This window comes from Paraburkholderia sp. TE9906 (assembly GCF_056279605.1).
Genome location: NZ_JBWCCT010000006.1, coordinates 193,666 through 216,599, shown reverse-complemented (window position 1 = coordinate 216,599; position 22,934 = coordinate 193,666). Strand labels below are relative to the sequence as shown.

Below are 22,934 nucleotides of genomic sequence, written 5' to 3'. Positions count from 1 at the left end.
GCCGAAGCGGTAGCGAGGCAGCGCAGCCGCGCGGGTCAGCGGCTCACTTCGAACAGGCGACGACGCCGATGGAGGCGCCGTCGCCTTTCTGCTTTCTGCGGCAAATTTGCGGCAAGGCAGCGGCATCGAGCCGACAAGTTAGCCTTTCAACCCAACGGCAGTTTTTGCAAGCACGACACCGGCCGCGAGGCCGGCACATCGTGACGCCATCTCGCGACTGCCGCCCCTCACGGCTCGGCACACTCGAAATTGTCCGCAAGATTCATATTGCCTTTGCCGAGATAGCGCGGAAACAGCGGATAGCGGCACAACGGCCGTGAGCGTCCATTGGTCGCCGCGGCGATGTCGGTCGCCGTCAAGGTCTCGGGCGGCACGCCGCGTGTCACCCAGTTGTCGAGCGCGCCCAGCAGATCCACTGACGGCACGAACGCGCCGCTGCCGTGCTGAAACCCCGGCACCATGTATAGCCGCATGAAACCGTCGACCGGCCCCACGCCGAATCGATCGATCAGCGCCTGGCGATACGCGATCGTCTGATTCGGGCTGATGACTTCGTCTGCCAGGCCTTGCACGGTGATGAGTTTGCCGCCGCGTGCGATGTAGCGCGACAGGTCGGGGTTCATCGCGCCGATCGTCTGCGAGAGCGCGACTAGTTGCGCGCGATATTTTCCGGGCCGCTGCGGGTCGAATCCGAGCGGGTCGAAGTCCGCGTCCCGCGTCACGAAATAGCGGATATAGCCGTCGCCCTGCGCGAACAGATAACCGTTGGCATAGAACGTCGGCACCGGCAGGCGCTCCGGCTGATGCGCGAGCCCGAGCAGCCCGGTCAGACGCGTGCCTTGAAAAACGTTGTAGCCGCGATAACCCGTCACGTCCCACGCCAACCGGTAGGGCAAGGACAGGCCGTCGCGCATCACCAGCAAGGTGGCAAGCTGCGCGTCCGTCAGGCACTCGTCGGATGCGTGCGCGGACCCCGCGCAATGCAGCGAATCGACGATCTCCGCCTCGTGCTCGCGACAGGCGGCGACATCGCTGACGATGCCGTCCGCCGCGCCGTCGAGCCGGTCGCAGGCGGCGAGCGTGCGTTGATAAATGCGGTCGAGCAAGGGCGGCGGAATGAAGCCGCCTCGCGTCGCGTACTCGGCGCGTCCGAGCTTCACGCCGAGCAGGCGCACGCCCGAGAAATTGAGCGCGGGGGAATTGGCGATCACACCGTCGTAGTCGTCGGGAAAGCGCTGCATCACCGTATAGCCTTCGCGCCCGCCGGTCGAGCCGCCGGCAAAATACAGCCGCTGCGGCGGCCGGCCGTAAGCGCGCGCGATCAGCGCGAGCGCGACGTCATGGGTCTTCTTCAGATGCGCATAGCCGAAATTCGTCACCGCCTCGTCGACGAGGCCGAACACCGCCAGCGACGAATCGCCGACATGCCCCGAGTCGTCGCCGAACGTCGCATAGCCTTGCGCGAGCGGCGCGCGATCCGGCGAAAACGGCATCACGCCGGTGCCGCTCACCACCACGCCGTTGTAGCCGCCGCCGCCGATCTGCAGCGCGCGGCCGTTCCAGCGGCGCGGCAGATTCAGATCGAAACGGATATCGGGCGTGCTCGCCTTGAGCCCCTTGATGCGCCCGGTGATGCGGCAATACTCGCCGCCTTGCTGATTGCCGGGCGCGGTCGCGCGCACCATGGCCGCGGTTTCGATCTGCGCGCCGGCAGTGGGCAACGCAATCAGCTCAGGAGACAGCACCGCGCCCGCGAACTCCGCGCAACGCATCACGAGAGGCTCGCCACCGGGCGAGGCAAATACCGCTTGAGCCGCAAGCGAAAGCAGTATGCCGGCGACGACCCCGGCAGCCGTACGCGCATTCCCTCTGCGACGCCGGGCGCGCCACCGCACCGTCATCCGTAACCCGCGCCGTTGGCAGGCGCACCCGACTGCTGCCCTTTCCAGCCGCTCCAGCCGCGCGCGATCATCAGCACGGCGCCGATCGCGACGAGATCGCCGCCAAGCCCGATCAGCACGCCGCGAAAGCCATGGAACGTATGCGGCGTCGCCGTATCGACGATCAACGACACCAGCGTGCCGGCGACGAAACACACCAGCCCGGTGCGGCCGACCGTCACGACCGCGGGCAGCCGCCGCGCGAGCCGCGCGATGCTGCCCATGCGCACGAGTTGCGCGGCGAGCCAGGCGATGACGATGAAGTTGATCACGCGATCCACGGACAGGTTCTGTTTAAACGTGCCGGGCAACGGTTGCGTCAGCACGAAGAGTTTGACGACGGCGAACGCCAGCACCGCGACCACCGCGGCGCGCGTGAACCAGCGCGCGGTGCGGCTTGCGTGAAAGCGCTCGCTGATGGGCTGCACCCGGCACAGCATGCCGAGCACGAACATCAGTTGCCATGCAAACGGATTAAAAGCCCAGTCGGCCATGTCGTCAATGCTGAATAACGCGGCCAGCGGCCGGGCGAACGCCCAGATCGCCACGCTCAGACCGAGCGCGATCCACGGCGCACGGCGCGCGAACGGCACCGCGAACGGCACGCACAGTGCAAACATCACGTACATGGGCAACACGCTCGACAGATACGGTTGACGCCGCAGCACCGCGATATCGAACGCCGCGCGCAGCGGCGCACCCGCGAACGGCGTCCAGCCGGTCAGCTCCACCATCGGCGGATTCAGATGCAGCAGCGCGAGGACCGCGCCGGACAGGAGTGTCAACATCGCCGTCAACAGATACGCGCGATAGATTTCCCAGCAGCGTCTGACGAAGCGCATTTTCGCCGCGCTCTCGCCACGGCCCGCGAGCACCGCCGTATACGCCGCCGCCGACGCATAGCCGCCGAGAAACACGAACACTTCCGCCGAGTCGCACAACGCGTACGCATGCAACATCAGATGCGACAACGTGCTGCCTGGAATGTGGTCCAGCACGATGACGATCAGCACGACGCCGCGGAAGAAATCCACTTCGATCGAGCGCCCCCTTGCGGGACTTGCTTCGCAACGGCCGCGACGAATGTCCATCAGGCTCTCGAAGAATGGCGCGAACGACGCGCCGGGAAAAGCGGCCATGAGCAATGATCCATGAGCCGCCGTCGTTCGTACGAACACCATGACGATAATTCGTTCCGGCCGGCCTCGTGCGTGCTGCCAACGCGCGCTGACAACCGGCCTTTAATTGCGTTCCTCAAGACGGCAATCTGAAATCGGGCTGTCGGCGTGCGGTAATACTGAGTCATCGCGCCTTCGATTCGCGGCAAGTTTTGCGGGTTTGGCACGCAAAACGCGCACACGCCCGGTCATGACTGCGGAAAAAAAATCACCGAACGCGCGCTGCGATTTTTTTCGCTTTTTTTCATCGTACGATGGTTGCACGCTTGCCCGCCGGAGCTCGCGCGTGCCAGTCGCGCGATGCCCTCTTCCGGCGGCGGCCACTCATGTGGACCGGACACGTTGCCAGCCGAACCTCGAACGGTCGGCTCGCCAGGCGTCATGACGACGCCATCTTTTCGCCGCGGCCAGGCTTCGCCATCGCTGGGCACGCCGGTCCTTCCACTACTGCCCTGAACGGCTGCGCGCCGCGCACGCCTTCGCTCTGGAAGACAACCACATGAACAACAGAATCGCCGGCTTCGACGGATTGCGCGCCATCGCAGTGCTGATGGTATTTTTTCAGCACCGGCTGTTTGGCGACATCGGCGAGATCGGGCATCTCGGTGTATGGATCTTCTTCGCGCTGAGCGGCTTTCTGATCATCGGCATTCTTTCCTCGCAACGTGCGCGCATCGAAGCGGGTGCCAGCCGGTTCGGCGCCGAACTCAGGCGCTTTCTGTTTCGCCGGACCCTGCGCATCTTTCCGATCTACTACCTGATGCTGGTGGTGATGTGCGTGCTGATGGCGTTCGGTCTCGCGAGTCCCGAACTCGCGAGCGGCATGCCGTTTCATTTCGCGTATCTGACGAACTTCTGGATCGGTTCGGTGCTGCGTTACTGGCCGGGGCGCTACTCGCATCTGTGGAGTCTGGCGATCGAGGAGCAGTTCTATCTCGTGGTGGCGCCGCTATTGCTGCTGGTCGCCGCACGTCGGCATCGCGCGGTGTGCTGGACGATCGTCGTGGTCGGACTGATTTCCCTGCTGGCGATGCGCTCCGCGCATTGGGACGAGATCACGATCTACACGCATCCGTTGACCAACTTCTGGCTGCTGGCGTTGGGCGGGATCGGCGGTCTGATGATCGCCCGCGAGCAAAGCGCCCTGCGGGCCTGGCTCGGGCGCGGTATGACGCTGTTCGCTTTGAGTCTCGCTCTCGTGGGCTTGTGCGCGACCGAGCCGAGGTGGAGCGAACTGGACAATCCAATGCTGTTCACCGTGATCAGCGCAGTGTACGGCGTATGCATCGCGGCGCTGGTCGGCTCGATCGCGTGCTGCCGCAATGCGGTTGTCATCGGTATGCTCGAGGCGGGGTGGCTGGTGAGCTTCGGGCGCATCAGCTATGGCTTCTACCTCTATCACAACCTGATTCCCGATCTGACCCGCAACCATCACGCTGCGGCGTTTTTCGGCGGCACGGTGCCGATGTGGGCGCACGCGGCGGGCATTGCCGCGTCGTTTGCGATCTCGCTGGCGATAGCGGTGCTCTCCTGGCGGCTGATCGAGGAGCCGATTCTCCGGTTGAAGACGCGGCGCAAGTCTGCTGCGCACGCGGCGCGCCCGGTTGCGGCGCAAACGCCATCTGCGTTGAAGCTGCGCAATGGACGCGCGCTGCGCGAAGATAGCACCACCTCCGATGCTGCGTGAGCGCTCGCGCTGCGTCGAGCGCTATATCGAGACCTCAAAGAGGGCGTGGAACGCGGCTTGCGGCGTACCGTTGAACCTCATCAACCGGAGAACGTCGTGGCAAACACCGCAAATGTCCCGAACGAGCATGACGAGCATGAGCGGCGGGCCGACGAAGACCCGGGCAGCCCGCCCACCGAAGTGTCCAAACCGATTGGAGATGCGATTCCGACACCGGTCGAACCCGGCCTCGATCAGCCGTTGCCGCACAAAGGCGAGGACCCTGTGCCGGAGAAAGATGAAGGCGACGGCACCCCGTTAGGCAATACCGACACGCCGCCGGGTGTGCCTGACCCCGGACCGTCCGACTTCGCATAGCCGCATAGCGAGCGGCAATGCTCGGGAAAGAGCAAGTCCGAGGCAGCGAGCGCGCAGCCGCAAAGGGTCCGCGCTTCCGTGCGCGTTGAAATTGAAGCCGCGTTCGGCAGGCCGCTCTTACGCTCAAGCCGCAGCCGGTTCGTGCACGATCGTGAGCGTACTCTTGTGTTCCTTGATCAACCGATAAACCGTTTCACCAGGAACGGTTTCATGCTCCAGCAGTTCGTCGGCGATTGCGCGCAGCACCGGTTCATACGCATGCAGCAGCTTGTAGCAAAGCTCGTTCAATTCCTTGAGCAGCACGTTCGCATGCTCGATCGCGCTCTTCATCTGCAAGCCCGCGTACTGCGACGGCAGCGCCGCGAGGCTGAACAGATCGCCGTCGCTGTTGAAGCCGAACTTCGACACCATGTCGAGACTGATCCGCGACGCCTCCTGCAAATCCGATGCGGCGCCGCTCGATGCTTCGGAAAACGTCAGAATTTCCGCGTTGCGCCCGCCGAGCAACACCTGGATCTCGTTGCGGATTTCGGTCTCACGGTACAGATGCTTGTCCTGCGCCTTGGTGACGAGCGCGACGCCCAACGCGCCGCCGCGCGGCAAAATCGTCACCTCTTCCAGCACGCCGGTGTCCAGCAGGGCGGCAACCAGTCCATGTCCCGCTTCATGCACCGCGATGCGCGTGCGTTCGTCTTCGCTGAGCGCGCGCTCGGCGCCGCTCACGTCGCCGATGCGCGCAATCTTGATCGCTTCCATGAAATGCTTCGCGGCGATTTCCGTGTCGCCGGCTTTGCGCGCGACGAGCCCGGCCTGGTTCACCACCATCGCGACCGTGGCCGGCGACAGGCCCGTGGTCAGCCGCGCGAGTTGGTCGTAGTCGATATCCGCCGCCTTCGACTTCAGCTTCTCCGCGTAGAAACGGAAAATCTTCGCGCGGTCTTCGCGGTCGGGCAAACGCACCTGCACGGTCCGATCGAACCGGCCCGGCCGGCGCAACGCCTCGTCGAGATTGTCGGGATGGTTGGTCGCGGCGACGATGATGACCCCTTCGTTCGACGCGAAGCCGTCCATTTCCGCCAGCAACTGATTGATGATCCGGTTGCTCTCGGCTTCGACGGGGCCGCCGCCGGTGTCGGTACGTTTCGCGAGACCGTCGGCCTCGTCGATGAAGATCACCGTCGGCGCATTCTTGCGCGCCAGTTCGAACAGATGTTTGACCTTCTGGATGCCGACGCCGTAGTACTTCGCGCTGAAGTAGCTGCCGGTAATCGAAATGAAGCTCGCGCCGCACTCGCCGGCCAGCGCCTGCGCGAGCCGCGTCTTGCCGACGCCCGGGCCGCCTACCATCAGAATGCCGCACGGCGCACGCACGCCCATCGACGTGAACTGCTTCGGATCGGAGAGATAGCCGCGAATGTCGGCGAGCGCGGCTTTCGCTTCACCCGCGCCGATCACATCGTCGAAGCGCAGCGCCGGCGTTTCGCTGAGCAGCCTCGCGCCGCCCTTCATTTCGCGCCGCATGAACCACACCATCCCGCCGATCAGCAGCAGCGGCAACAGCACGCTGATGGCGTCGCGCACATGGTCCAACGCCTGGGTCAGGCGCGCGCCGTCGGTGCGGATGTCCGCATCGGGCAGCCACACGAGTTGATACGGCGTAGCCTCGCCGGATTTGGGTTCGCCGAGCAGCAACGCGTGCGAGAACGTCGCGTTGTGGTCGGTGACGAAATACTTCGCCCCGTCACGGGTCGACACGAGGATCGCGCTGGGGCTCACGCCGATCGCGGTCACCCTGGCGTCGTGAATATCGCGCAGCATCTCCGACGCGTCTTTCTCTTCGTGCGTCCATGCGGACGGGTCGTGACGCATCTGGCTCGCCACGCCGGTCAGCGCCGGCGCCGCCTGCGCCGCGCGCTGCCGGGAATGCCAGAAGCCCAGCGCGAGCAATGCCGCGATTAGCACCGCCATCACCGCGACGGCGACCTTGCGTGTACGTCGTTTCCCAAGCGAATTGTTTCCCGGCTTCATAAGTCACTTCCAAAAACGGGCTCAAAGGCAAGCCCCAATACTTGTCAAAATCAGGGAGGTGGAGAGTGGCGGGGAAAATCGGCTGAAGCGATAAGCACCGCGCGTGCGTGGAAGAAAGGACAACCAGGCATGCGTCCCTTTTTGCCGCATTCACTAGCGACAGTATGTCGTGTGAATGCGTCTTCGAAACCACGGAAAAGGCCTGTTTCTGCCGTCAATCCGGCGTTTTACGCTGCCGGAATCAACGAAGCGGGGTGAAGATTTGAGAGGCATTACCGCACTGCTCCGGCGCACAGTTTATCAGCGTTAAATTAGCTGCGTAGTTTGATTAGCTATATTTAACCGCACCCCAATTAAAGCGGTCAGAATTACTTCAGTCTCAATTTATTTAAATGCCCGTTAAAATAACCGGCAGGCCATGATGACCTGTTTCCTCTACGCCAGGATGTCGGCCTGTTGCGGACGATACTCACGCGGCGCGGCGTGCCCTCAGGCGGGCGAACAACGGATGGTAAGGTTATTGACGTGACCGGCACGCCTGCGATCAAGGCCAGCCGGCGAAACCGCATGGATTCACGCGGCCAGTCGTCTTTCAGGCCAAGGCAGATGAGCGACGAGCCTCTGTGGGCCCGTTCGCATCATTGCCACTTTCTCTCAGGTCCTACGGTTTTTTATTGTCGACGCTGGCCCGCGTCGATAGCGTTCTCCTCTGCTTTGCTACCCCGGCCCTCGCACTCCCATCCGCTAACCAGCCACTAAGCGGCTCAGGCGGCCGTGCGCCGCTTCAACCCGATTCGCGCTTCGCTCGCCAGCCTTTCCAGCAGCCTGGCGCTCCGTTGTCGCTGGCTCGCAATCAGTTCGTGCGTCTCTTCCAGTAGCCGGACGCGCTTTTCCCAATACTCATGGTCGAACCCGTGCTGCAAGTGCGCCGTGCCCGCGCGCGTGACGTACTCGACCATGTTCTCAAGATGTTCCAACTGGCTGTCCACCAGATTGGCCGGACGCCGCCCGCCGCGTTGCGCGGTCGGTTGCTTGATCGTGCCGCTCATCGTTCATACCCCGTGTCTTGCCTGCTGGCAAAGCGTGGACCTCGCCGCCCATTGCGCCGTACCCGGCGGGTCGGCTTGTCTTGCGCAGTTGCGATTCCGGTGCGGGGCGTCAGCCAGCCAATCTGCGGCGCCGTCGGCGAAACCGATCTGCAATCTAATCGTGCGACGATATCGCAGCTTTTTTGTTAGGCTTTACCATCTGTCTCAATATTGGACGCGCGGCGCGAGAAAATTCGTTGACCGGCACTTGCCGCCGTCCCGTCGCCGGAACCGCTGTCAACCGCCGTTACCTGGGCGCCCCAACCGATTCATGAACCAGCGTTCACTGCCGTCCCACCTGGCCGCGGCTGCCGCCGCCGATTCGCGCTCGATCATTTCGACGAGCCGTTTCAGCACGCGCGGACTCGCGCCCGACGAGCAATTCCTCGCCTGGCGTCAGCGCGTGGGGCACGTGGTCGACGCGCCGCCGTCGAAGGAGCAGCTCGCGCGGGGTTTTCGCGGTGAAATCGACCTCTATGCGGTCGGCGGGATGGTGCTGACGGACTGCCGCACCGATTCGATGCTGCTGGAACGTTCGGTGGCGCGCGTGTCCACCGACACGCGGCGCGATTACGTATTTCAGCTCTTTCTCGAAGGAGAAGTCGGCCACGTGACGGGCATGCGCAAGAAGCGCAGCGATCTGGGCTCGGTGCAGGGCATCGTCGCGTTCGACCTGAACCAGCCGTTTCGCGCCGAACGCCCCGAGAGCCGCCTCCTGAGCCTGTTCGTGCCCGCCGCTCTGGTCGACGAGGGCTTGCGCGACGGCGCCGGGATTCACGGCCGCATCGTCCAGAAGGAGTCGCCGCTGGCGGGCGTCGTGCTCGACCATCTCGCGGCGGTCGCCCGCGAAATCCCCACTCTCGATCCGGCCGCCGCCATCGAGACGCTGCACGCCGGCGCGCAGTTGCTGGTCGCGGCGTTTCGCAAGGCGGCGCATCTGAGCGGCACGGACCGCGCCGCGCTGCAGGCCGCGTTGATGGGACGGGTGCGCCGCCACGTCGAAGCCAACCTGCACCAGCCCGACCTCACGCCGACCAGCGTGGTCGAGGCGCTGCAACTGAAACGCGCAACGATCTATCGCTGGTTCGAGCACGAAGGCGGTCTCGCCGCCTATATTCGCCATCGCCGGTTGCGGGAAGCGGCGGACGAACTGGTCCGGTTTCCGCACCGGCACGTCGTGGAAATTGCCTACGGACTGGGCTTCAACAGCGCGTCCGATTTCACCCGCGCGTTTCGCCGCGCCTTCGACATGAGCCCACAGGACATGCGCCTTCGCGCGCTGGACTTGCAGCGTCGCCAGCTGGCGTAGCGCTCAGGCAAGTGGCCGGGCCACGCGGCTGTCGGCGCACGCAAGGGGCGCCGCCTGCTCCGGAAACGATTTCAGCGCGATCAGCGTCAGCACGGTCGCGCCCATCAGATACCAGGCCGGAATCATCGGATCGCCCGTGCGCTCGATCAGCCAGGTGACGAGAAACGGCGAAAAGCCGCCGAACAGCACCACGCCGACGCTGTAGATCACCGACAGCCCGGCGGCGCGCCGGTGCGCCGGAAACGCCTCCATCATCAGTACCGAACCGGCGCCGGCGTTGTTGACGGCCAGCGCCACGTACGCGGTGATGATGACGAGCGCGGCGAGGTCGCCCGCGCCGTGGGTCAGTGCGCGGAACGCCAGCCAGGCCACCAGCAGCGACGCCCATAGCAACGCGTACTGCAAGGTCTTGCGGCTCGCGAACCGGTCGGCCGCGCGCGCGACCAGTGGCGTCACCACGAGAATGACGAGGCCCGAGAGGCAGGCCGTCAGCAGACTGATCGCCGGCGGCCGATGCAGCGTCCGAACGAGGTAGGCCGGCATGTAGAACACGGTGATGTAGATGCTCACCGACGGCGCGGCCATCATCAGCATGCCGCAGACGAGTGCTCGCGGGTGCTCCGCGAACAGCCGCCGCGGGTCGAGCCGCACGCGCTGGCGCGGCGCGGCCGCCGGCATGCGGCGGCGCAGATACCAGCCGACCGGGCCGATCAGGCCGCCCAGCACGAACGGGACGCGCCACCCCCATTCGAGCATCGCGGCGGGCGACAGCAACGCCGTGGTGCTCGCGCCGACCAGCGCGGCGGCGAAAGCGGCTGCGCCCTGGCTCGCGCCGCGCCAGCTCACCATGAAGCAGCGCTGCCGGTCACCCGCGGACTCCATCAGCGAGGCGGATGCGGGGCCGATCTCACCGCCCGCCGCGAGTCCCTGCATCAACCGCGCGAGCACCATCAGCACGGCCGCCGCCGGACCGATCGACGCGTAGCCCGGCAAGCACGCGATCAGCCACGTGCCGAGCGTCATCAGTGCGAGCGATACCGTGAGACCGGCCTTGCGGCCGCGGCTGTCGGCGATGTGGCCGATCATCAGCGCGCCGAGCGGGCGCATCACGAAGCCCGCGCCGAAAGTGGCGAGCGACAGCAATAGCGACGCCGCGGGATTGCTCGCCGGGAAGAACAGCTTGCCGATGATCACGGCCGAGAAGCTGTAGACGGTGAAGTCATACGCAACGAAGCCGTTGCCGATCACGATCGCGATAATGATGCGCCGGAGTTCGGCGCGGGATGGCGGGGCCTGGGTGCCGGCGGCGGTGTGCATGGGTGGCGGTCGGCGGGTTCGTCGAAGGGGTTCGGGGGAAAGGCGTGGCCAAGGGGTTTTCGTTACGGGTCTCGCGTTCGGTCTCCCGTCGTCTGCCATCGTCTCCCATGATTAACGGCGCGCCGCCACACAACTTGATAAGCGCGCGGCGGTGTCTTCTTCACGAGCGCTTGCCGCGCTCCAGACTTCCCGCCATGACGATGCACGCTCCGTTCGATTTCGATCCCGGATGAGAACACGATCCTAAGCCGGGACTCAAGCGCGAGAACTGGGCGCGCCGGCGCACGTGGCGCTGCTACACTGGCGCGACGCCAACCGCCCAGCCCAACCACGCGCCCTTGTCGCGCCGACCCACGCTCCAACTCATGCTTCGATTCGACCACCTCAGCAAGCGGTACAACGAACGCGTCATCTTTGAAGACCTGCATTACGACGTCGCGTCGGGATGCGTCGCGTTAAACGATGAATCCGGCAGCGGCAAATCGACCCTGCTCGGCATCCTCGCCGGCACGCTCGCAGCCGACGCCGGCGAAGTGTGGCTCGGCGGCCATTCGCTGCGCAGTGCGCCGCTCGCCGCGCAAGCCGTGCTCACGTATGTGCCCGAAGACTGCATGCCCTCGCCGGACCGAACCGGCCGCGAGTACCTGAACCATGTGGCGTCGGAGAGAAAGACGACCGTGGGGAGCGATACGCTCGATCTGGCGGATCGCTTCGGTCTCACACCGCATCTCGACAAGCGCTTCGAGCAGATGTCGTTTGGCAGCCGCAAAAAATTCTTCCTGACGGCAGCCGCGCTTGGCGAAACCAGCGTGGTGATTGCGGATGAGCCGGTCGGCGGACTCGATGCAAGCGCACGCGCCGTGCTCGCCGATCTGTTCAAGACGCTGGCCCGAACCCGCACCGTGTTTTTCACGAGCTACGACGCGGCTTTTACTCAAGCGTGCGAGGCGGCCAGCATCAGCTTCGCCGAACTAGCAAGGCGTGGCTAGCGGAGCATCACGCGTCGCCTCTCATGCCCATGGCGGCAGCAACGGGCGTGGCAGCGCGAACCTTGGCGCCACGCCCGTCTGCCAAGTGAACAGCTCACACCGCCACGCAGATCTTCCCGAAGTGAGCGCCCGATTCCTCGTGCCTGAAGGCGTCACCGAGCTTCTCCAGCGCGAACGTGCTGTCGATCACCGGCTTGATGCCTGTCACCTCCAGCGCGCGGATCATGTCGAGCTGATCCTGGCGGCTGCCGACGATCAGCCCCTGCAAGCGCTGCTGCCTCGCCATCAGCGCCGCCGTCGGCACCGGGCCCGCGCGGCCGGTCAACACACCGATCAGCGCAATATGGCCGCCGATCCGGCAAGCGGTGATCGATTGCGGCAAGGTGCCCGGACCGCCCACTTCGATCACGTGATCGACACCGCGCCCGCCCGTCAGCTGACGAACCTGCTTGCCCCACTCGGGGTTGTCGCGATAGTTGATCGTATGGTCCGCCCCGAGCTCGCGCAGCTTCGCAAGCTTCGTCTCCGATGACGACGTCGCGATCACCGACGCGCCCATCGCCTTGGCGATCTGCAAGCCGAAGATCGACACGCCGCCCGTGCCGAGCACGAGCACCGTGCTGCCCGCCTTCAACTGACCGTCGACGACGAGCGCGCGCCACGCGGTCAGCCCGGCCGTGGTCAGCGTGGCGGCTTCGGCGTGACTGTAGCCGCGCGGCGCGTGCGTGAAGTAGTGGCTCGGCAGCACGACGGCTTCGCGTGCGTAGCCATCGACGCCGTCGCCGGGCGTAGTCGAGAAATCGGCGATCGCCGGCGGGCCGTTTTCCCAGAACGGGAAGAAGCACGACACGACGTGATCGCCCGCCTTGAATCCGCTGACGCCCTCGCCGACTGCTTCAACGACGCCCGCGCCGTCCGCCATCGGAATGCGGCCAGCTTCGGCAGGCAGGTTGCCGTTCACCACGCCAAAGTCGTGGAAGTTCAACGAATTCGCGTGAATGCGCACGCGAATCTGGCCCGCCGCGGGTTGACCGGGATCGGGCAGATCGACCACCTGGAGATTCGCCACGGTGGCGGGCGAACCGATCTTGACGGCTTTCATGTCTGTTTTCCTTTCGTGAGCTTTGTCGGCTTCGTGGGCCTGGTGAGCGACGTGCGCGACTCACATTACGCACGCGCTTTGCAAGCACGCTTCGGTAGCGTGGCCCGCATCGCTCGATGCTTGCCACGCAACGAGCACCCACCCGCCGTTCGAGTCGCAAAAGAATACCGCATGCGCGATTTGCGCGTCGGCACACGCGCATAGGCCGCCGTACTCAACGCGTTCACTGATAGCTCATTGTGAACGTCGCGATTCCCTTGACCGTGCCCGCGCCCACTGTGCCCGTCGAGATGTATTGCGCGGTCAGCGCAATGCGCGTCGTGCTCGACGACGCCCCGACCAGCCACTGGTTCGGATTGCCCGCAACCGCCGAGTCGGGCCCGTAGCTCACCGGCGAGCCGCCGCTGTTCAACACGCGCAGCTTCACGCCGGTCGCGGTCGAGCCGCTCGCGAGCGTGAGATTGCTGGTGGTGTTGCCGGGATTGGTCGCGTCGGTCAACGTGACGTAGACATTCGCGCCGGCCTGGCATGACAAACCGATGCTGAGACTAGTGTTACCCACTGTCGTGCCGGTCGGGCTCAACGCGCTCGCGTTGACGGCCGGCAGCGTGACGCTGATCGACGGTGTAGTCACCGTGCAGGTTATCGCGACGATCGATGTGTTGTTCACCGAGATCGTCACCAGCGTCGGTGACGTGACGTTCGCCGGGACATTGTGGCTAACCAGCGTGAACAGTTGCGGGATGTTGATCGCGCCGCCCGTCGTCACCTGCGCGGCGGTTTTGACCAGTTGATAGGTGAACGTAAAGCTGCCCTGAAACGCGGCCGTATTGGTGATCGGCGCGCCGAAATCGTCCCACTTGCCGACGTTAAGCGTCGACATCGTCTTGTTGCCATAGGTCACGTCGATTACGCGAATGCCGATTCCCGCGATGCCGGTATTCCACACGCCGGCCACCGCGCTGACGCTCAGTTGCGGGTAATACTGGATGTACCAGCCGTTGTTGTACGGCGGCACCGTGCCGGGATTCGACGGACAGTTCACCGATACCGTCGACGAGCGCAGCGGCCCGATCGCCGTGCCCACCGGCGTATCGCGCGGCACCGTCAGCGTGCCGAAGCTGATCGCCGCGGAACCGCTGATCGTGCATTGCAGCGCCGCCTGCGCCGGCAAGCTGATCAGCAGCGCGGCGCATCCCGCCATCCACATCGTCAGGATGCCCAATGATTTGACGATCACGCCGCGCCTGCGCGACGCAAGCCTGCGTGACAAAACTCCGTTCATTGCGTTGCTCCCTCTGCGGACGAAGCCGCTGCCTGTTTCGCCACTTCACTCGTCGAGCCGCACACCGCGTCGATATGCGCATACGCACCGCGGTCTTCGCCCTTCGGCGGCAGCTGGTAGCCGAATGCGCACTGCTCGTCGGCGGCGTCGCCCCACTTCACCGTGAGCGCGCCCTCGTCCGCCACGCCGCGCACGAAGATCCGGCTGTTCTGCCCGATCGCGCCGACGCTCGCGCCCTTCGCGTCGTATACGCTCGCGCCGAACGGTAACGGCGCACCATTCGGCAGGCGCGCGCCGATCACCGCCGCCCTGCCGCTCACGGTGCCGAAGTGAATCATCACCACCGAATTCGCACGCGGCGCGACCTGCTGGCTGGTCGATTTGAATTCGACGTCGAGTGGAATACCCTTTGGATCGATTTCGACCGTATTCAGGCTGTATGGCGTCAGATACGGAATCACCGCATAGCCGAAGCGGTCCACGCGTACGCCCGATGAATTCGTGATGCGCGCACCCTTCGCGTCCTGCGCGTCGACCACGCCGATCGTGTCGCCGAGATCGTTGGCAAACGTCACGCCGCCTGGATGTGCGACGATCGCGCCGCTCACGCCCGCGGACATCTGCGAGAAGCCCGAGCCGCCGCTCGCGCTCGCGGCGAGCGTCGCGTACGGGCTGCGGTACTGGCCATTCACGCCGCCCGCGCTCGAACCCGGCGCGTGATTCGCCGTGACGCCATAGGTGAATTCGTTGTCCACACCGGCCGCGCCGTTCAGCATCGCCTGCGCGGACGAGCCGCTCGCGCTGTTGTGCGTGAAGCTCGTCGACAGGGTCGGCGCGTGCTGGCCCGTGCCGAGCGGAATCGACACGCTCGCGAAGAACTGGTTGTTCATCTGTCCGCTCAGGGCGCCGCGCTGTCTGGACAGCGATACGTTGTAGCTGAAGCTGGTGTCGAGCGCACGCAGCACGTTGTTGTAGCCGATCTGAAACTGCGTGGTGGTGCCGCCGCGATTCCAGTAATCCAACGTCGAGCCAACCACGTAGGCATTGCCCCAGCCGTTGCCGAAGCTCTGGTTCATCGTCAGTTGAACCTGATTGCGCTGACGGTCGACCCCGCTCGGGTCCTGTCCCGCCGCGACCACGCTGCGCGCGAGCATGGCATCGCGCAACGCCCAGAATCCGCTCGACGAATAGCGATACGCCGCGACCGTGAAATTCGTGTCGGTAGCGGGCAGCAGTTTGCTGTAGCTGATGCGCACGCTCTGGCCGGTGGTGTTGGTCACGCCGCGAATGCTCGCGCGCGCCTCGGTCACGTCGAGCGCAACCGCACCCAACGGCGTATTGACCGCCGCGCCGAGCAGGCCGGCCAGATAGCCTTGCGCAACGATGGTCCCCGCATAGCCGGTTATCACGTTGTTGAAGCCGCGCTGCACAGTCGCCTGCACGAGATTGTCGCGCTCGCTCACCTGAGCGTCGCGCAACTGGCCGGCCGCCACATTGAAACGCGTGATGCCGGGCCGCAGCAATTGCGCGACCGATGCATACGGCACCGAGAAACTGTGCTGACTGCCGTCCGCTTCCGTCACCGTGACGAGCAGGTTGCCGCCGTATCCGGTGGCGTACAGGTCGTTGATTTCGAACGCGCCCGGCGCGACCGTGGTCTCGTACAGCCGGTTGCCGTTCTGCGTCACGCTCACGCGGGCGTTGGTCATCGCGACGCCGCGAATCAGCGGTGCATAGCCGCGCAGCGAATCGGGCAGCATGCGGTCGTCGCTCGCGAGTTCGACGCCGCGAATACCGATGCTGTCGAACACCGCGCCGTCCGTGAAGGCGTCACCCAGCGTCAACTGGCTGCGCAGCGACGGCAGATCGTGCTGCAGATAAGAGGCGATGTTCTGATACGTGCGCGGGCCGTTCGATTGCCACGTCAGCGCGGAGTTCTGCCGGAAGTGCCAACTGCCGATGTTGACGCCGCCGTTCAGACCAAGATACGTCTGCGTGCCCGACGCCCCCGCACCGCTCACGTGAAACGAATTCAGGTTGTAGCCGAGCGTAGCCGAATTCACGCCTTCGTCCCAGAACTCCGGGCTCACATAGCCTTGCGGATTGCGCAGCAACGAGGCCTGCGCAATGCTCAGATCGAGCCGCAGATCGGACAGATCGAACGTTTGTGACGCACCGTCGAGCAGGTCGGCAAGACTCGCGCACTCGCCCGCCTGAGCCTTCGCGAGTTCACCGCGCCCTTTGTCCGACAGCGTCGTGTAGTCGAGGCCGAGGCGTTCGATCAGCGTCTTGTCCAGACACGGCTCGGCGTTGGCCGCACCTTCTCGGACCACGAAGCGCAATGCGTCATGGCCGACCCAGTTGCCGTTCACGTATAGGTCCACCGTGTATTCGCCGGGCTGCACCGGATTGCCGCGCTCGAAACGCGACACGTCGACGCTTCGCCCTTTCGGCTTCATCAGAAAGTCGCTGTTGAACTGCACGTCGGCGAGTTGGGCCGAAGCAGCGAAGGCCGGCACGGCGCTCCATGCGGCGAGCGCGCCAAGCACCACGGCATGGCTGCGCCTGAGCGTGAACCACGTTCCGGCACGCGGCCGTCGAGATTGTCCCCGGGTTCGCATGGCTTACTTGCTGGTCCCATCGCGCAGACGTTTGCCGTTGACGCCGGCGCCGTAGTCGTTGATGAACGTGTAGTCGACCTGCGCGGGCACGGTGGCGTGCGGCGCGAGGTTGCCGATATCGAAGTCGGCGCTCGCGCCGGGATCGACCATGCCGCCCTTGTCACTAGTCCAGTTCGTCGCGCCGTCCGCCACGACGATCCTGCTGAACGTCACGTGATACGGCGTCGGATTGCTCGCCTCGAGCGCATAGCCGCCGTTTTCCTTGCGCACGAATTTCCAGCGCACCTGTGCGGCGGCATCGTCCGCATTGCCCGGCAGACCCGCCGGACGGAAAAACAGCTTGATACGCGAGCGAAACGCCAGTTGCAGCGAGTTCGGATCGTTCGAGCCCGTCGCGGCGTCGGCGCGCGGCGGCACTTCGAGCACGTTGAGCCAGAACAGCGACTCCTTGTCTTGCGGCAGCGGCTCCTGTGTATAGATCAGCCGCAGGCTCTGCCCTTTCTTCGGATCGAGGCGAAACAGCGGCGGCGAGAGCGTGAACGGCACCTTCGACTCGTCCGGCAACGCGTTCGGATTGCCCGTGTCGAGCCACACCTGAACCAGCGCCGGGGCATCGCCTTCGTTGCCGAGCTTCACGGTGACTTCCCGCTCGCTAGCCTGATAGATCACTCGCGTACCGCTGATCACGACGCCCGCCTGCGCACCGCCTGCCAACCATGACAATGCGAAAACCGTCATCGCCGTTGATATTTTTTTTCGCACTGTCATTTGCAATCCTCATTACATGGCGAAATCGTATTTCGCTCTGATCTCCTCGCCGGCCGGCGCTTACTCAGCGCGCCGGCCGGCACCCCGTAGCGCTTTGACGCTTACTGATAGACGATCGAGTACATCACGGTGGTATTGACCGTACCCGCGGTCGAGGCGCCGTTGGTCGCCACGTACTGTGCGAAGTACTTGAGCGTGGCCGCACCGCTCGCGAGCGCGACAGCCTTCGAGTTCTGCGACGCCTGTGCCGCACCGAGCGTGATCGCGCTGCTGTCACCGTTGAGCAGGCCGACTTCGACATTGGTCGCCGTGCCGGAAGCGTTGACCAGTTGACCCGTCGTCGTATCGACGGTCGCGCCCGGTTCGAAATAGGTCGACACGTTGCCCGAATTCGGCGTGCAGTTCGACAGCGCGATGTTGAAAGGTGTACGGCCTGCCGTCGTGCCTGCGGTGGCGAGCGCCGAGGTTGAGACCGTCGGCAGCGTGACGGTGAAGTTCTTGCCGCCGCCGTTGCCGCTGATCGTACAGGTCTGGCTCGTGATCTGACCGGTGAACGTGATGGTCCCGTCCGCCGCGTGCGAAACGGCCGGCATGGTGAATGCAGCAGCGAGGGTCGTCGCGAGAACGCCCGAGCGCGTGATTTTCATGGTTATCCCCATTCGATAAGTAGTGCGATCTATTGGAAAACGTAGGTATGGCGAGTTCAGCGATGGCGTTGTGCCCGAACCGTCGCGCCGGGACACATTATCAAGATAGCCTTGAAAGCCGACCGTCAAGCAATGTCAGGCAAAGCGGCGAATGGTTTAAACAATGTCAAACTGGGGAATGGAGGCGTCGGTGCGGCTCAGGAGGACGTGCAGCGGGCGAAATCTTGCTGAGGACGCTAACGCCTGCTTTATTCGCGTTCGTCCGATCGAAGTGGAGATGGGTGTGGCGTGCTTGATGGCAGCGGAGACGTTCTCCGTACCGGGGGAATGACGCGCTGGTGTGAACCCGGACCGAGCCGGCGCCCCGCCACTCGCCAGCCATGGCAAGCGGAATGCGGGACACCGCCTCAAAGCGACTACTTCACCGTCTGGATAACTTCGAAGCCCTCGAATTCCGGGTGCCCGAGATAGAGCACGCGATTCTCGTTGCCCGCGCTCCGATGCGCGGCCCGGAAGGCTTCCGATTTCGTCCACGCTTCGAATGCCGCGTGGTCGCGCCAGATCGTATGACTGGAATACAGGACGTGATCTTCCTTTTGCGGCCCCCTCAGCAGATGAAACTCCACGAAGCCCGGAACCTCTTTCAGATGCGTATCACGAGACGTCCACAGATGTTCGAATGCGGCCTCGGACCCAGGCGTCACTTTGAAGCGGTTCATGGCGATATACATGCTGTCGGCCTCTTTGCAGTAGCGATACAGTTGGCGGGCAGCGGGCTTTCCATCCGACTCATTCACGAGTCGAGAACCCGCAACGCGTTTTTTTATTATAGGCCCGCGCTTGCCGACGCCCGGCTCAGCCTGCCTACGCCTGCATCGCTGCGGGATTCAACTCGATATGCAGGATCACCAGCCACCGTTTCGGACAATCTTCGGCGATCTGCACGTGCTGCGCCGCGTCGCCGCTTTTTTCGCCGCTTTTTTTCACGAAGCCCTTCTCACACGCGAAGCCGAACGCGCGCCGCGCATCGGCTTGCAGCCAGAGCGTCACCAGCCCGGACGTCACGCAACTGAATAGCCAGATCGTGTCATGCGGCAGCGCCGAGTCGAGCTGCTGCGCGGCATAGGTGAAGATGGTCGTGAGCACCTGGTTGGTGACGAAGGCAACGGCCACGACCTTGCACAGCCCCCGGAACATCATGGTGGATCTCGACGGCGCTCTCATGACAGGTCGAGCCCCAACAAGCGGCGAGCTTCGAGTTCGGCCAGCGCCATCGCCGTCGCGAAGCTGCGCACCGGGCGGCCGCAACCGCGTCCGGTAATCCGCTGAACCTGCTTGTCGTGCCGGGTGATCGTGACGCGCAGTGCGCCCTTGAACCGCTGCCCCGGAGCGGGAAACACGCACGCTTCGACGCGCACGGTCCCCTTCGTCTGATCGAATGCCATACCACCTCCAGCAAAAACCGTTGCTTCCTTTACGGCAAAACGCCAGTCACACACTCTAGGGACTTCGCCATCAAGACCGCGAAACGATTGCTGCGAACGGTATAAAAATTCTGTGAAATAAATGCGCGCATTGCGCTACGACGCGGTTAGCGGGTTTCAGGCCGTCGGTTGGAACGCGCCCGCTCGGCGCCTGACATCCGTCAAAAGGGGGTTGACCTTACCGCCGTGGGAAGGTCCACGCTTGAGCCTGGTTTCTGACAGGAGCAGGAAATGGAATTCACAATCCCGGACATGGCGTGTGGCGGATGCGCCAATGCAATCAGCCGCGCCGTCACCCGTCTCGACCCTGCAGCGAAGCTCGACATCGACGTCGCCCTCAAGCGCGTCGAGGTCGTCTCGACGCTGCCCCGGCAGCGGTTCATCGAGGTGATCGAGGCAGCGGGTTTTCATCCCTCTCCAGGAAATTGAACGGCATGCAGGCGGGAAGGCACGGCGCCTGGTTAAACTTTCGCTTCCCGGCAGCAGGTCACTCGAGACACTCTTTTACCAACGGACATCCACTATGAAAAACCTTCGCGCATTTCGTGCCCTCTGTTTCTTCAGCGGCTTGACGTTTACCGTGGCCACCATGCCGGTCCACGCGCAGCAGCCACCCGCGATGCACGGCATGCACATGTCCGGTTCGGAGCATGCGGATTCAGGCGAATCGACGCAGGCGTTCAAGACCGCCCACGACAAAATGATGCAGGACATGAGCGCCCCCGACTATACGGGCGACGCCGACAAGGACTTCGTCGCCCACATGATTCCGCATCATCAGGGGGCGATCGAAATGGCGCAGGTGGAATTGAAATACGGCAAGGACCCGGAAATCAAGCGCCTCGCGCAGAACATCATCAAGGCGCAGCATGACGAGATCGCGTTCATGCGTCGCTGGCAGGCGAAGCACGGCGGCAAGTAAGCGGCGCATACGCCCTACGCCGTCGGTTGGGCGTCGAGCATGCTGCAAAAGCGTGCGCCGCGCCGCAGGTTAGTGTCGTCATGGTGACAACACCCTGCGGCGCGGCGCATTCCTTCAGACAACCCTATTGCTCCACGCGTTTCGCCGCACATTTCAGATGGGCGATGAACGCCTCGCTCGCATCGTCCAGCGGCGCGCGTGACTTCTCCAGTTTCGAGCACAACACCGCGCCTTCCCACGCATTCCAGAAGTATCGCGCGAGCGCCGCCGTATCCGCATCCGCGTGAATCTGGCCAGCCTCCTTGGCCTCGTCGAGGCAGGCCTGGATGCGCCGGCGCCAGTCCTGAATCACGTTCAGCAAGGCGGCACGAAATGTTTCGTCGAGCGCGGCGAGCTCCTGACTGAGGTTGCCCACCAGACAGCCGCGCTTGAAGTCGAAGCGCTCCATGCCGCTGGCCGCGTCTTCGGTGAACGACTCGATGCGCTTGATCGGATCGAGCGTGGTGTCGCCGAGATGCCGGTCGAGCTTGCGCGCAAAGTACGCGGCATAGCTCTCGATCACTTCCAGCGCGTACGCGTCCTTACTATTGAAGTAGTAGTGAAACGAGCCTTTGGGCACGCCGGCCAGCGCAACCAGTTCGTCCAGCGAAAAGTTGTAGAAGCCCTTTTCCGTCAGGATGGCTACGCCGATACGGACCAGTTCGGCGCGTCGGCCATTGTCGCGCCTGGTTGTTGCGGTCGCCATTTTTATGTCCTCTCCTCATTGACTGCTGAAACTGCTGAAGTCTGCGAATGTGTACGTGCGTTGGTTGTACGTGCGTTGGTCGGCAAACGCATCACATACTGCTCACCATGGCGGCCGCTTGCGAAGCAGCGGCCTCATCGCAATCAAGCCGATGATCGGGCCGGGCAGCAGCAGCCAGGCGACCCGTGCATCGAGCGAATGATAGGCACTGGTCGACCACAGGATCGAACACGCCGACAGGAAAAAGCCAAAGCTGTTCTGCAAGGTCAGCGCTCCGCCGATTTTGTCGGCGGGACAAGCCTTGACCGACAACGCGGAGAACTGCGGCGAATCGGCGATCACGCTGATGCCCCACAGCAGCAGCAGCGCGAGTTGCCCCGCGGTACCCAGCGCGGACGACAACGGATAGACCGCGCACAGCGTGCCCGATATCGTCAACGCGAGCGCGGCGGTGCGCGCACTGCCGACCGACTTGCTGAGCCTGCCGCCGAGCAGGCATCCCATCGCGCCGATCGCGATGATCAGAAACGACCAGAGCGCGACGACACTCGCGGACACCTGCGCGCTGCCTGCAAAAGCGCGCTGCACCAGCAGCGGCGTGAGCGTCCAGAACGCATACAGCTCCCACATATGCCCGAAGTAGCCGAGCGCGGCCGCGCGAAACTCTCTGATGCGCAGGACCTGCCCCACGCCCGCCGACAATCCCGCGCGCCGGTTGCCGGCGCGTCGCGCGTGCGGCCCTTCGCCGAGCACGAGGACCAGCAGCGCGCCCATCACCGCGAGCACCGACGACGCCAGCACCACGGCTTGCCAGGGAACGGTCGCAAACAACGCCCGTATCGCATGCACCGATGCCGTGCCGAGCGTCAGCATCGCGACCAGCAACGCGAGCGTTTGCGCAGCCCGGCGCGGATCCCACGACACCAGCAGCTTCATCCCCAGTGGATAGATGCCGGCCAACGCGACACCTACGCCGAAGCGGAATACGATCGCCGAAGCCAGCCCGCTGCTGTAGAGCGCAAACAGCGCGTTGAGCGTGGCGCCGAGCACGCCGCACACCGCGAACACCTTGCTGGCAGAGACACGATCCGCGAGTCCTGTCGTCGCCGAGAGCAACGTGCCGACGATAAAGCCCGCCTGCACCGCATTCGTCAGCCAGCCGATCCCGGATGCATTCAATTGCCATGCTGTCTGCAGGTCGCGCATCGCGCCGTTCGCGCTGAACCATAGCGATGTGCCCAGCAGTTGAGCCACGGCGATCACGAGCACGGCGCGATTCGCCCGCGCCGCGATCGCGGCTGCATCCGCCGTATTCGCCGTATTCGCCGTGCCCGCTGCGTCCGCAGCATCCAGCCTGTCCTCCATCCTGCCTCCTGCGGCTCGTTCTTTCGCCCGGCCTGCGCGACGCGCCATTGTGGTATCGATGGCCCCGTCGTGTCACGTGATCGGGACTTACCCGAGCAACTA

The 22,934-nt window shown here is 64.3% G+C and carries 21 protein-coding genes; 6 read left to right on the top strand and 15 right to left on the bottom strand.

Annotation, left to right across the window (positions count from 1 at the left end; translation table 11 throughout):
- Positions 1-227 precede the first annotated feature (227 nt).
- Complete coding sequence (locus ACZ9H4_RS17860) at positions 228-1,772, bottom strand: tannase/feruloyl esterase family alpha/beta hydrolase (RefSeq protein ID WP_476120375.1); 1,545 nt, start codon at positions 1,770-1,772, stop codon at positions 228-230.
- A gap of 125 nt (positions 1,773-1,897) precedes the next feature.
- Entirely contained in the window at positions 1,898-3,031 is a 1,134-nt protein-coding gene (locus tag ACZ9H4_RS17855; protein ID WP_408150028.1) for an OpgC domain-containing protein, read from the bottom strand.
- Between the two features lie 586 nt (positions 3,032-3,617).
- On the opposite strand from ACZ9H4_RS17855, the gene ACZ9H4_RS17850 reads away from it, so the two are divergent.
- On the top strand, positions 3,618-4,805 hold the full coding sequence (locus ACZ9H4_RS17850) for an acyltransferase family protein (protein ID WP_408327390.1): 1,188 nt from the start codon (positions 3,618-3,620) through the stop codon (positions 4,803-4,805).
- A 96-nt stretch (positions 4,806-4,901) separates the two neighbouring features.
- Positions 4,902-5,162: a hypothetical protein gene (locus ACZ9H4_RS17845; RefSeq protein WP_408156225.1), complete on the top strand. Its 261-nt coding sequence runs from the start codon at positions 4,902-4,904 to the stop codon at positions 5,160-5,162.
- 123 nt (positions 5,163-5,285) lie between these two features.
- Here ACZ9H4_RS17845 and ACZ9H4_RS17840 read toward each other — a convergent pair whose 3' ends face one another.
- Positions 5,286-7,190: an ATP-dependent metallopeptidase FtsH/Yme1/Tma family protein gene (locus ACZ9H4_RS17840; RefSeq protein WP_476120050.1), complete on the bottom strand. Its 1,905-nt coding sequence runs from the start codon at positions 7,188-7,190 to the stop codon at positions 5,286-5,288.
- A gap of 764 nt (positions 7,191-7,954) precedes the next feature.
- Positions 7,955-8,239 (bottom strand): hypothetical protein, encoded by a 285-nt coding sequence (locus ACZ9H4_RS17835; RefSeq protein ID WP_408156230.1) that lies wholly within the window; start codon positions 8,237-8,239, stop codon positions 7,955-7,957.
- A gap of 310 nt (positions 8,240-8,549) precedes the next feature.
- Between ACZ9H4_RS17835 and ACZ9H4_RS17830 the strand changes: the two genes are divergently transcribed.
- Positions 8,550-9,587, top strand: a complete 1,038-nt coding sequence (locus ACZ9H4_RS17830; RefSeq protein ID WP_476120048.1) for a helix-turn-helix domain-containing protein — start codon at positions 8,550-8,552, stop codon at positions 9,585-9,587.
- 3 nt (positions 9,588-9,590) lie between these two features.
- Here ACZ9H4_RS17830 and ACZ9H4_RS17825 read toward each other — a convergent pair whose 3' ends face one another.
- Positions 9,591-10,904, bottom strand: coding sequence for an MFS transporter (locus tag ACZ9H4_RS17825; RefSeq protein ID WP_408327398.1), 1,314 nt, complete (start codon positions 10,902-10,904; stop codon positions 9,591-9,593).
- A gap of 365 nt (positions 10,905-11,269) precedes the next feature.
- Here ACZ9H4_RS17825 and ACZ9H4_RS17820 point away from each other — a divergent pair, with 365 nt between their 5' ends.
- Positions 11,270-11,893, top strand: coding sequence for an ABC transporter ATP-binding protein (locus ACZ9H4_RS17820; protein ID WP_408149996.1), 624 nt, complete (start codon positions 11,270-11,272; stop codon positions 11,891-11,893).
- A 94-nt stretch (positions 11,894-11,987) separates the two neighbouring features.
- Here the strand turns inward: ACZ9H4_RS17820 and ACZ9H4_RS17815 are convergent, their stop codons facing one another.
- From ACZ9H4_RS17815 to ACZ9H4_RS17780, 8 genes are all read right to left on the bottom strand, one after another.
- Entirely contained in the window at positions 11,988-12,995 is a 1,008-nt protein-coding gene (locus ACZ9H4_RS17815; protein ID WP_408149994.1) for a zinc-dependent alcohol dehydrogenase family protein, read from the bottom strand.
- Between the two features lie 223 nt (positions 12,996-13,218).
- Positions 13,219-14,280, bottom strand: a complete 1,062-nt coding sequence (locus ACZ9H4_RS17810) for a fimbrial protein (RefSeq protein ID WP_476120045.1) — start codon at positions 14,278-14,280, stop codon at positions 13,219-13,221.
- On the bottom strand, positions 14,277-16,901 hold the full coding sequence (locus ACZ9H4_RS17805; protein WP_476120043.1) for a fimbria/pilus outer membrane usher protein: 2,625 nt from the start codon (positions 16,899-16,901) through the stop codon (positions 14,277-14,279). The genes ACZ9H4_RS17810 and ACZ9H4_RS17805 overlap by 4 nt, the downstream gene beginning before the upstream one ends.
- Before the next feature lie 3 nt (positions 16,902-16,904).
- On the bottom strand, positions 16,905-17,624 hold the full coding sequence (locus tag ACZ9H4_RS17800; RefSeq protein ID WP_408149988.1) for a fimbria/pilus periplasmic chaperone: 720 nt from the start codon (positions 17,622-17,624) through the stop codon (positions 16,905-16,907).
- 146 nt (positions 17,625-17,770) lie between these two features.
- A complete protein-coding gene (locus ACZ9H4_RS17795; RefSeq protein ID WP_408156242.1) occupies positions 17,771-18,316 on the bottom strand; it encodes a fimbrial protein in 546 nt (181 codons plus the stop codon).
- Positions 18,317-18,732: 416 nt separating this feature from the next.
- Positions 18,733-19,047: a heme-degrading protein HmuQ gene (gene hmuQ / locus ACZ9H4_RS17790; protein WP_121320886.1), complete on the bottom strand. Its 315-nt coding sequence runs from the start codon at positions 19,045-19,047 to the stop codon at positions 18,733-18,735.
- A 133-nt stretch (positions 19,048-19,180) separates the two neighbouring features.
- The gene (locus tag ACZ9H4_RS17785; RefSeq protein ID WP_476120040.1) at positions 19,181-19,516 is read right to left on the bottom strand and encodes a hypothetical protein; all 336 of its coding nucleotides are present in this window, start codon (positions 19,514-19,516) and stop codon (positions 19,181-19,183) included.
- A 20-nt stretch (positions 19,517-19,536) separates the two neighbouring features.
- A complete protein-coding gene (locus ACZ9H4_RS17780) occupies positions 19,537-19,761 on the bottom strand; it encodes a hypothetical protein (RefSeq protein ID WP_408149981.1) in 225 nt (74 codons plus the stop codon).
- 270 nt (positions 19,762-20,031) lie between these two features.
- On the opposite strand from ACZ9H4_RS17780, the gene ACZ9H4_RS17775 reads away from it, so the two are divergent.
- Both ACZ9H4_RS17775 and copM read left to right on the top strand, forming a co-directional pair.
- The gene (locus tag ACZ9H4_RS17775) at positions 20,032-20,229 is read left to right on the top strand and encodes a heavy-metal-associated domain-containing protein (protein ID WP_408149979.1); all 198 of its coding nucleotides are present in this window, start codon (positions 20,032-20,034) and stop codon (positions 20,227-20,229) included.
- Between the two features lie 94 nt (positions 20,230-20,323).
- Positions 20,324-20,722, top strand: a complete 399-nt coding sequence (gene copM / locus ACZ9H4_RS17770; protein WP_476120037.1) for a CopM family metallochaperone — start codon at positions 20,324-20,326, stop codon at positions 20,720-20,722.
- 124 nt (positions 20,723-20,846) lie between these two features.
- On the opposite strand, the gene ACZ9H4_RS17765 is transcribed toward copM, so the two are convergent.
- Both ACZ9H4_RS17765 and ACZ9H4_RS17760 read right to left on the bottom strand, forming a co-directional pair.
- On the bottom strand, positions 20,847-21,467 hold the full coding sequence (locus ACZ9H4_RS17765; RefSeq protein ID WP_408156245.1) for a TetR/AcrR family transcriptional regulator: 621 nt from the start codon (positions 21,465-21,467) through the stop codon (positions 20,847-20,849).
- Between the two features lie 102 nt (positions 21,468-21,569).
- Positions 21,570-22,832, bottom strand: coding sequence for an MFS transporter (locus ACZ9H4_RS17760; protein ID WP_476120034.1), 1,263 nt, complete (start codon positions 22,830-22,832; stop codon positions 21,570-21,572).
- Positions 22,833-22,934: the final 102 nt, after the last annotated feature.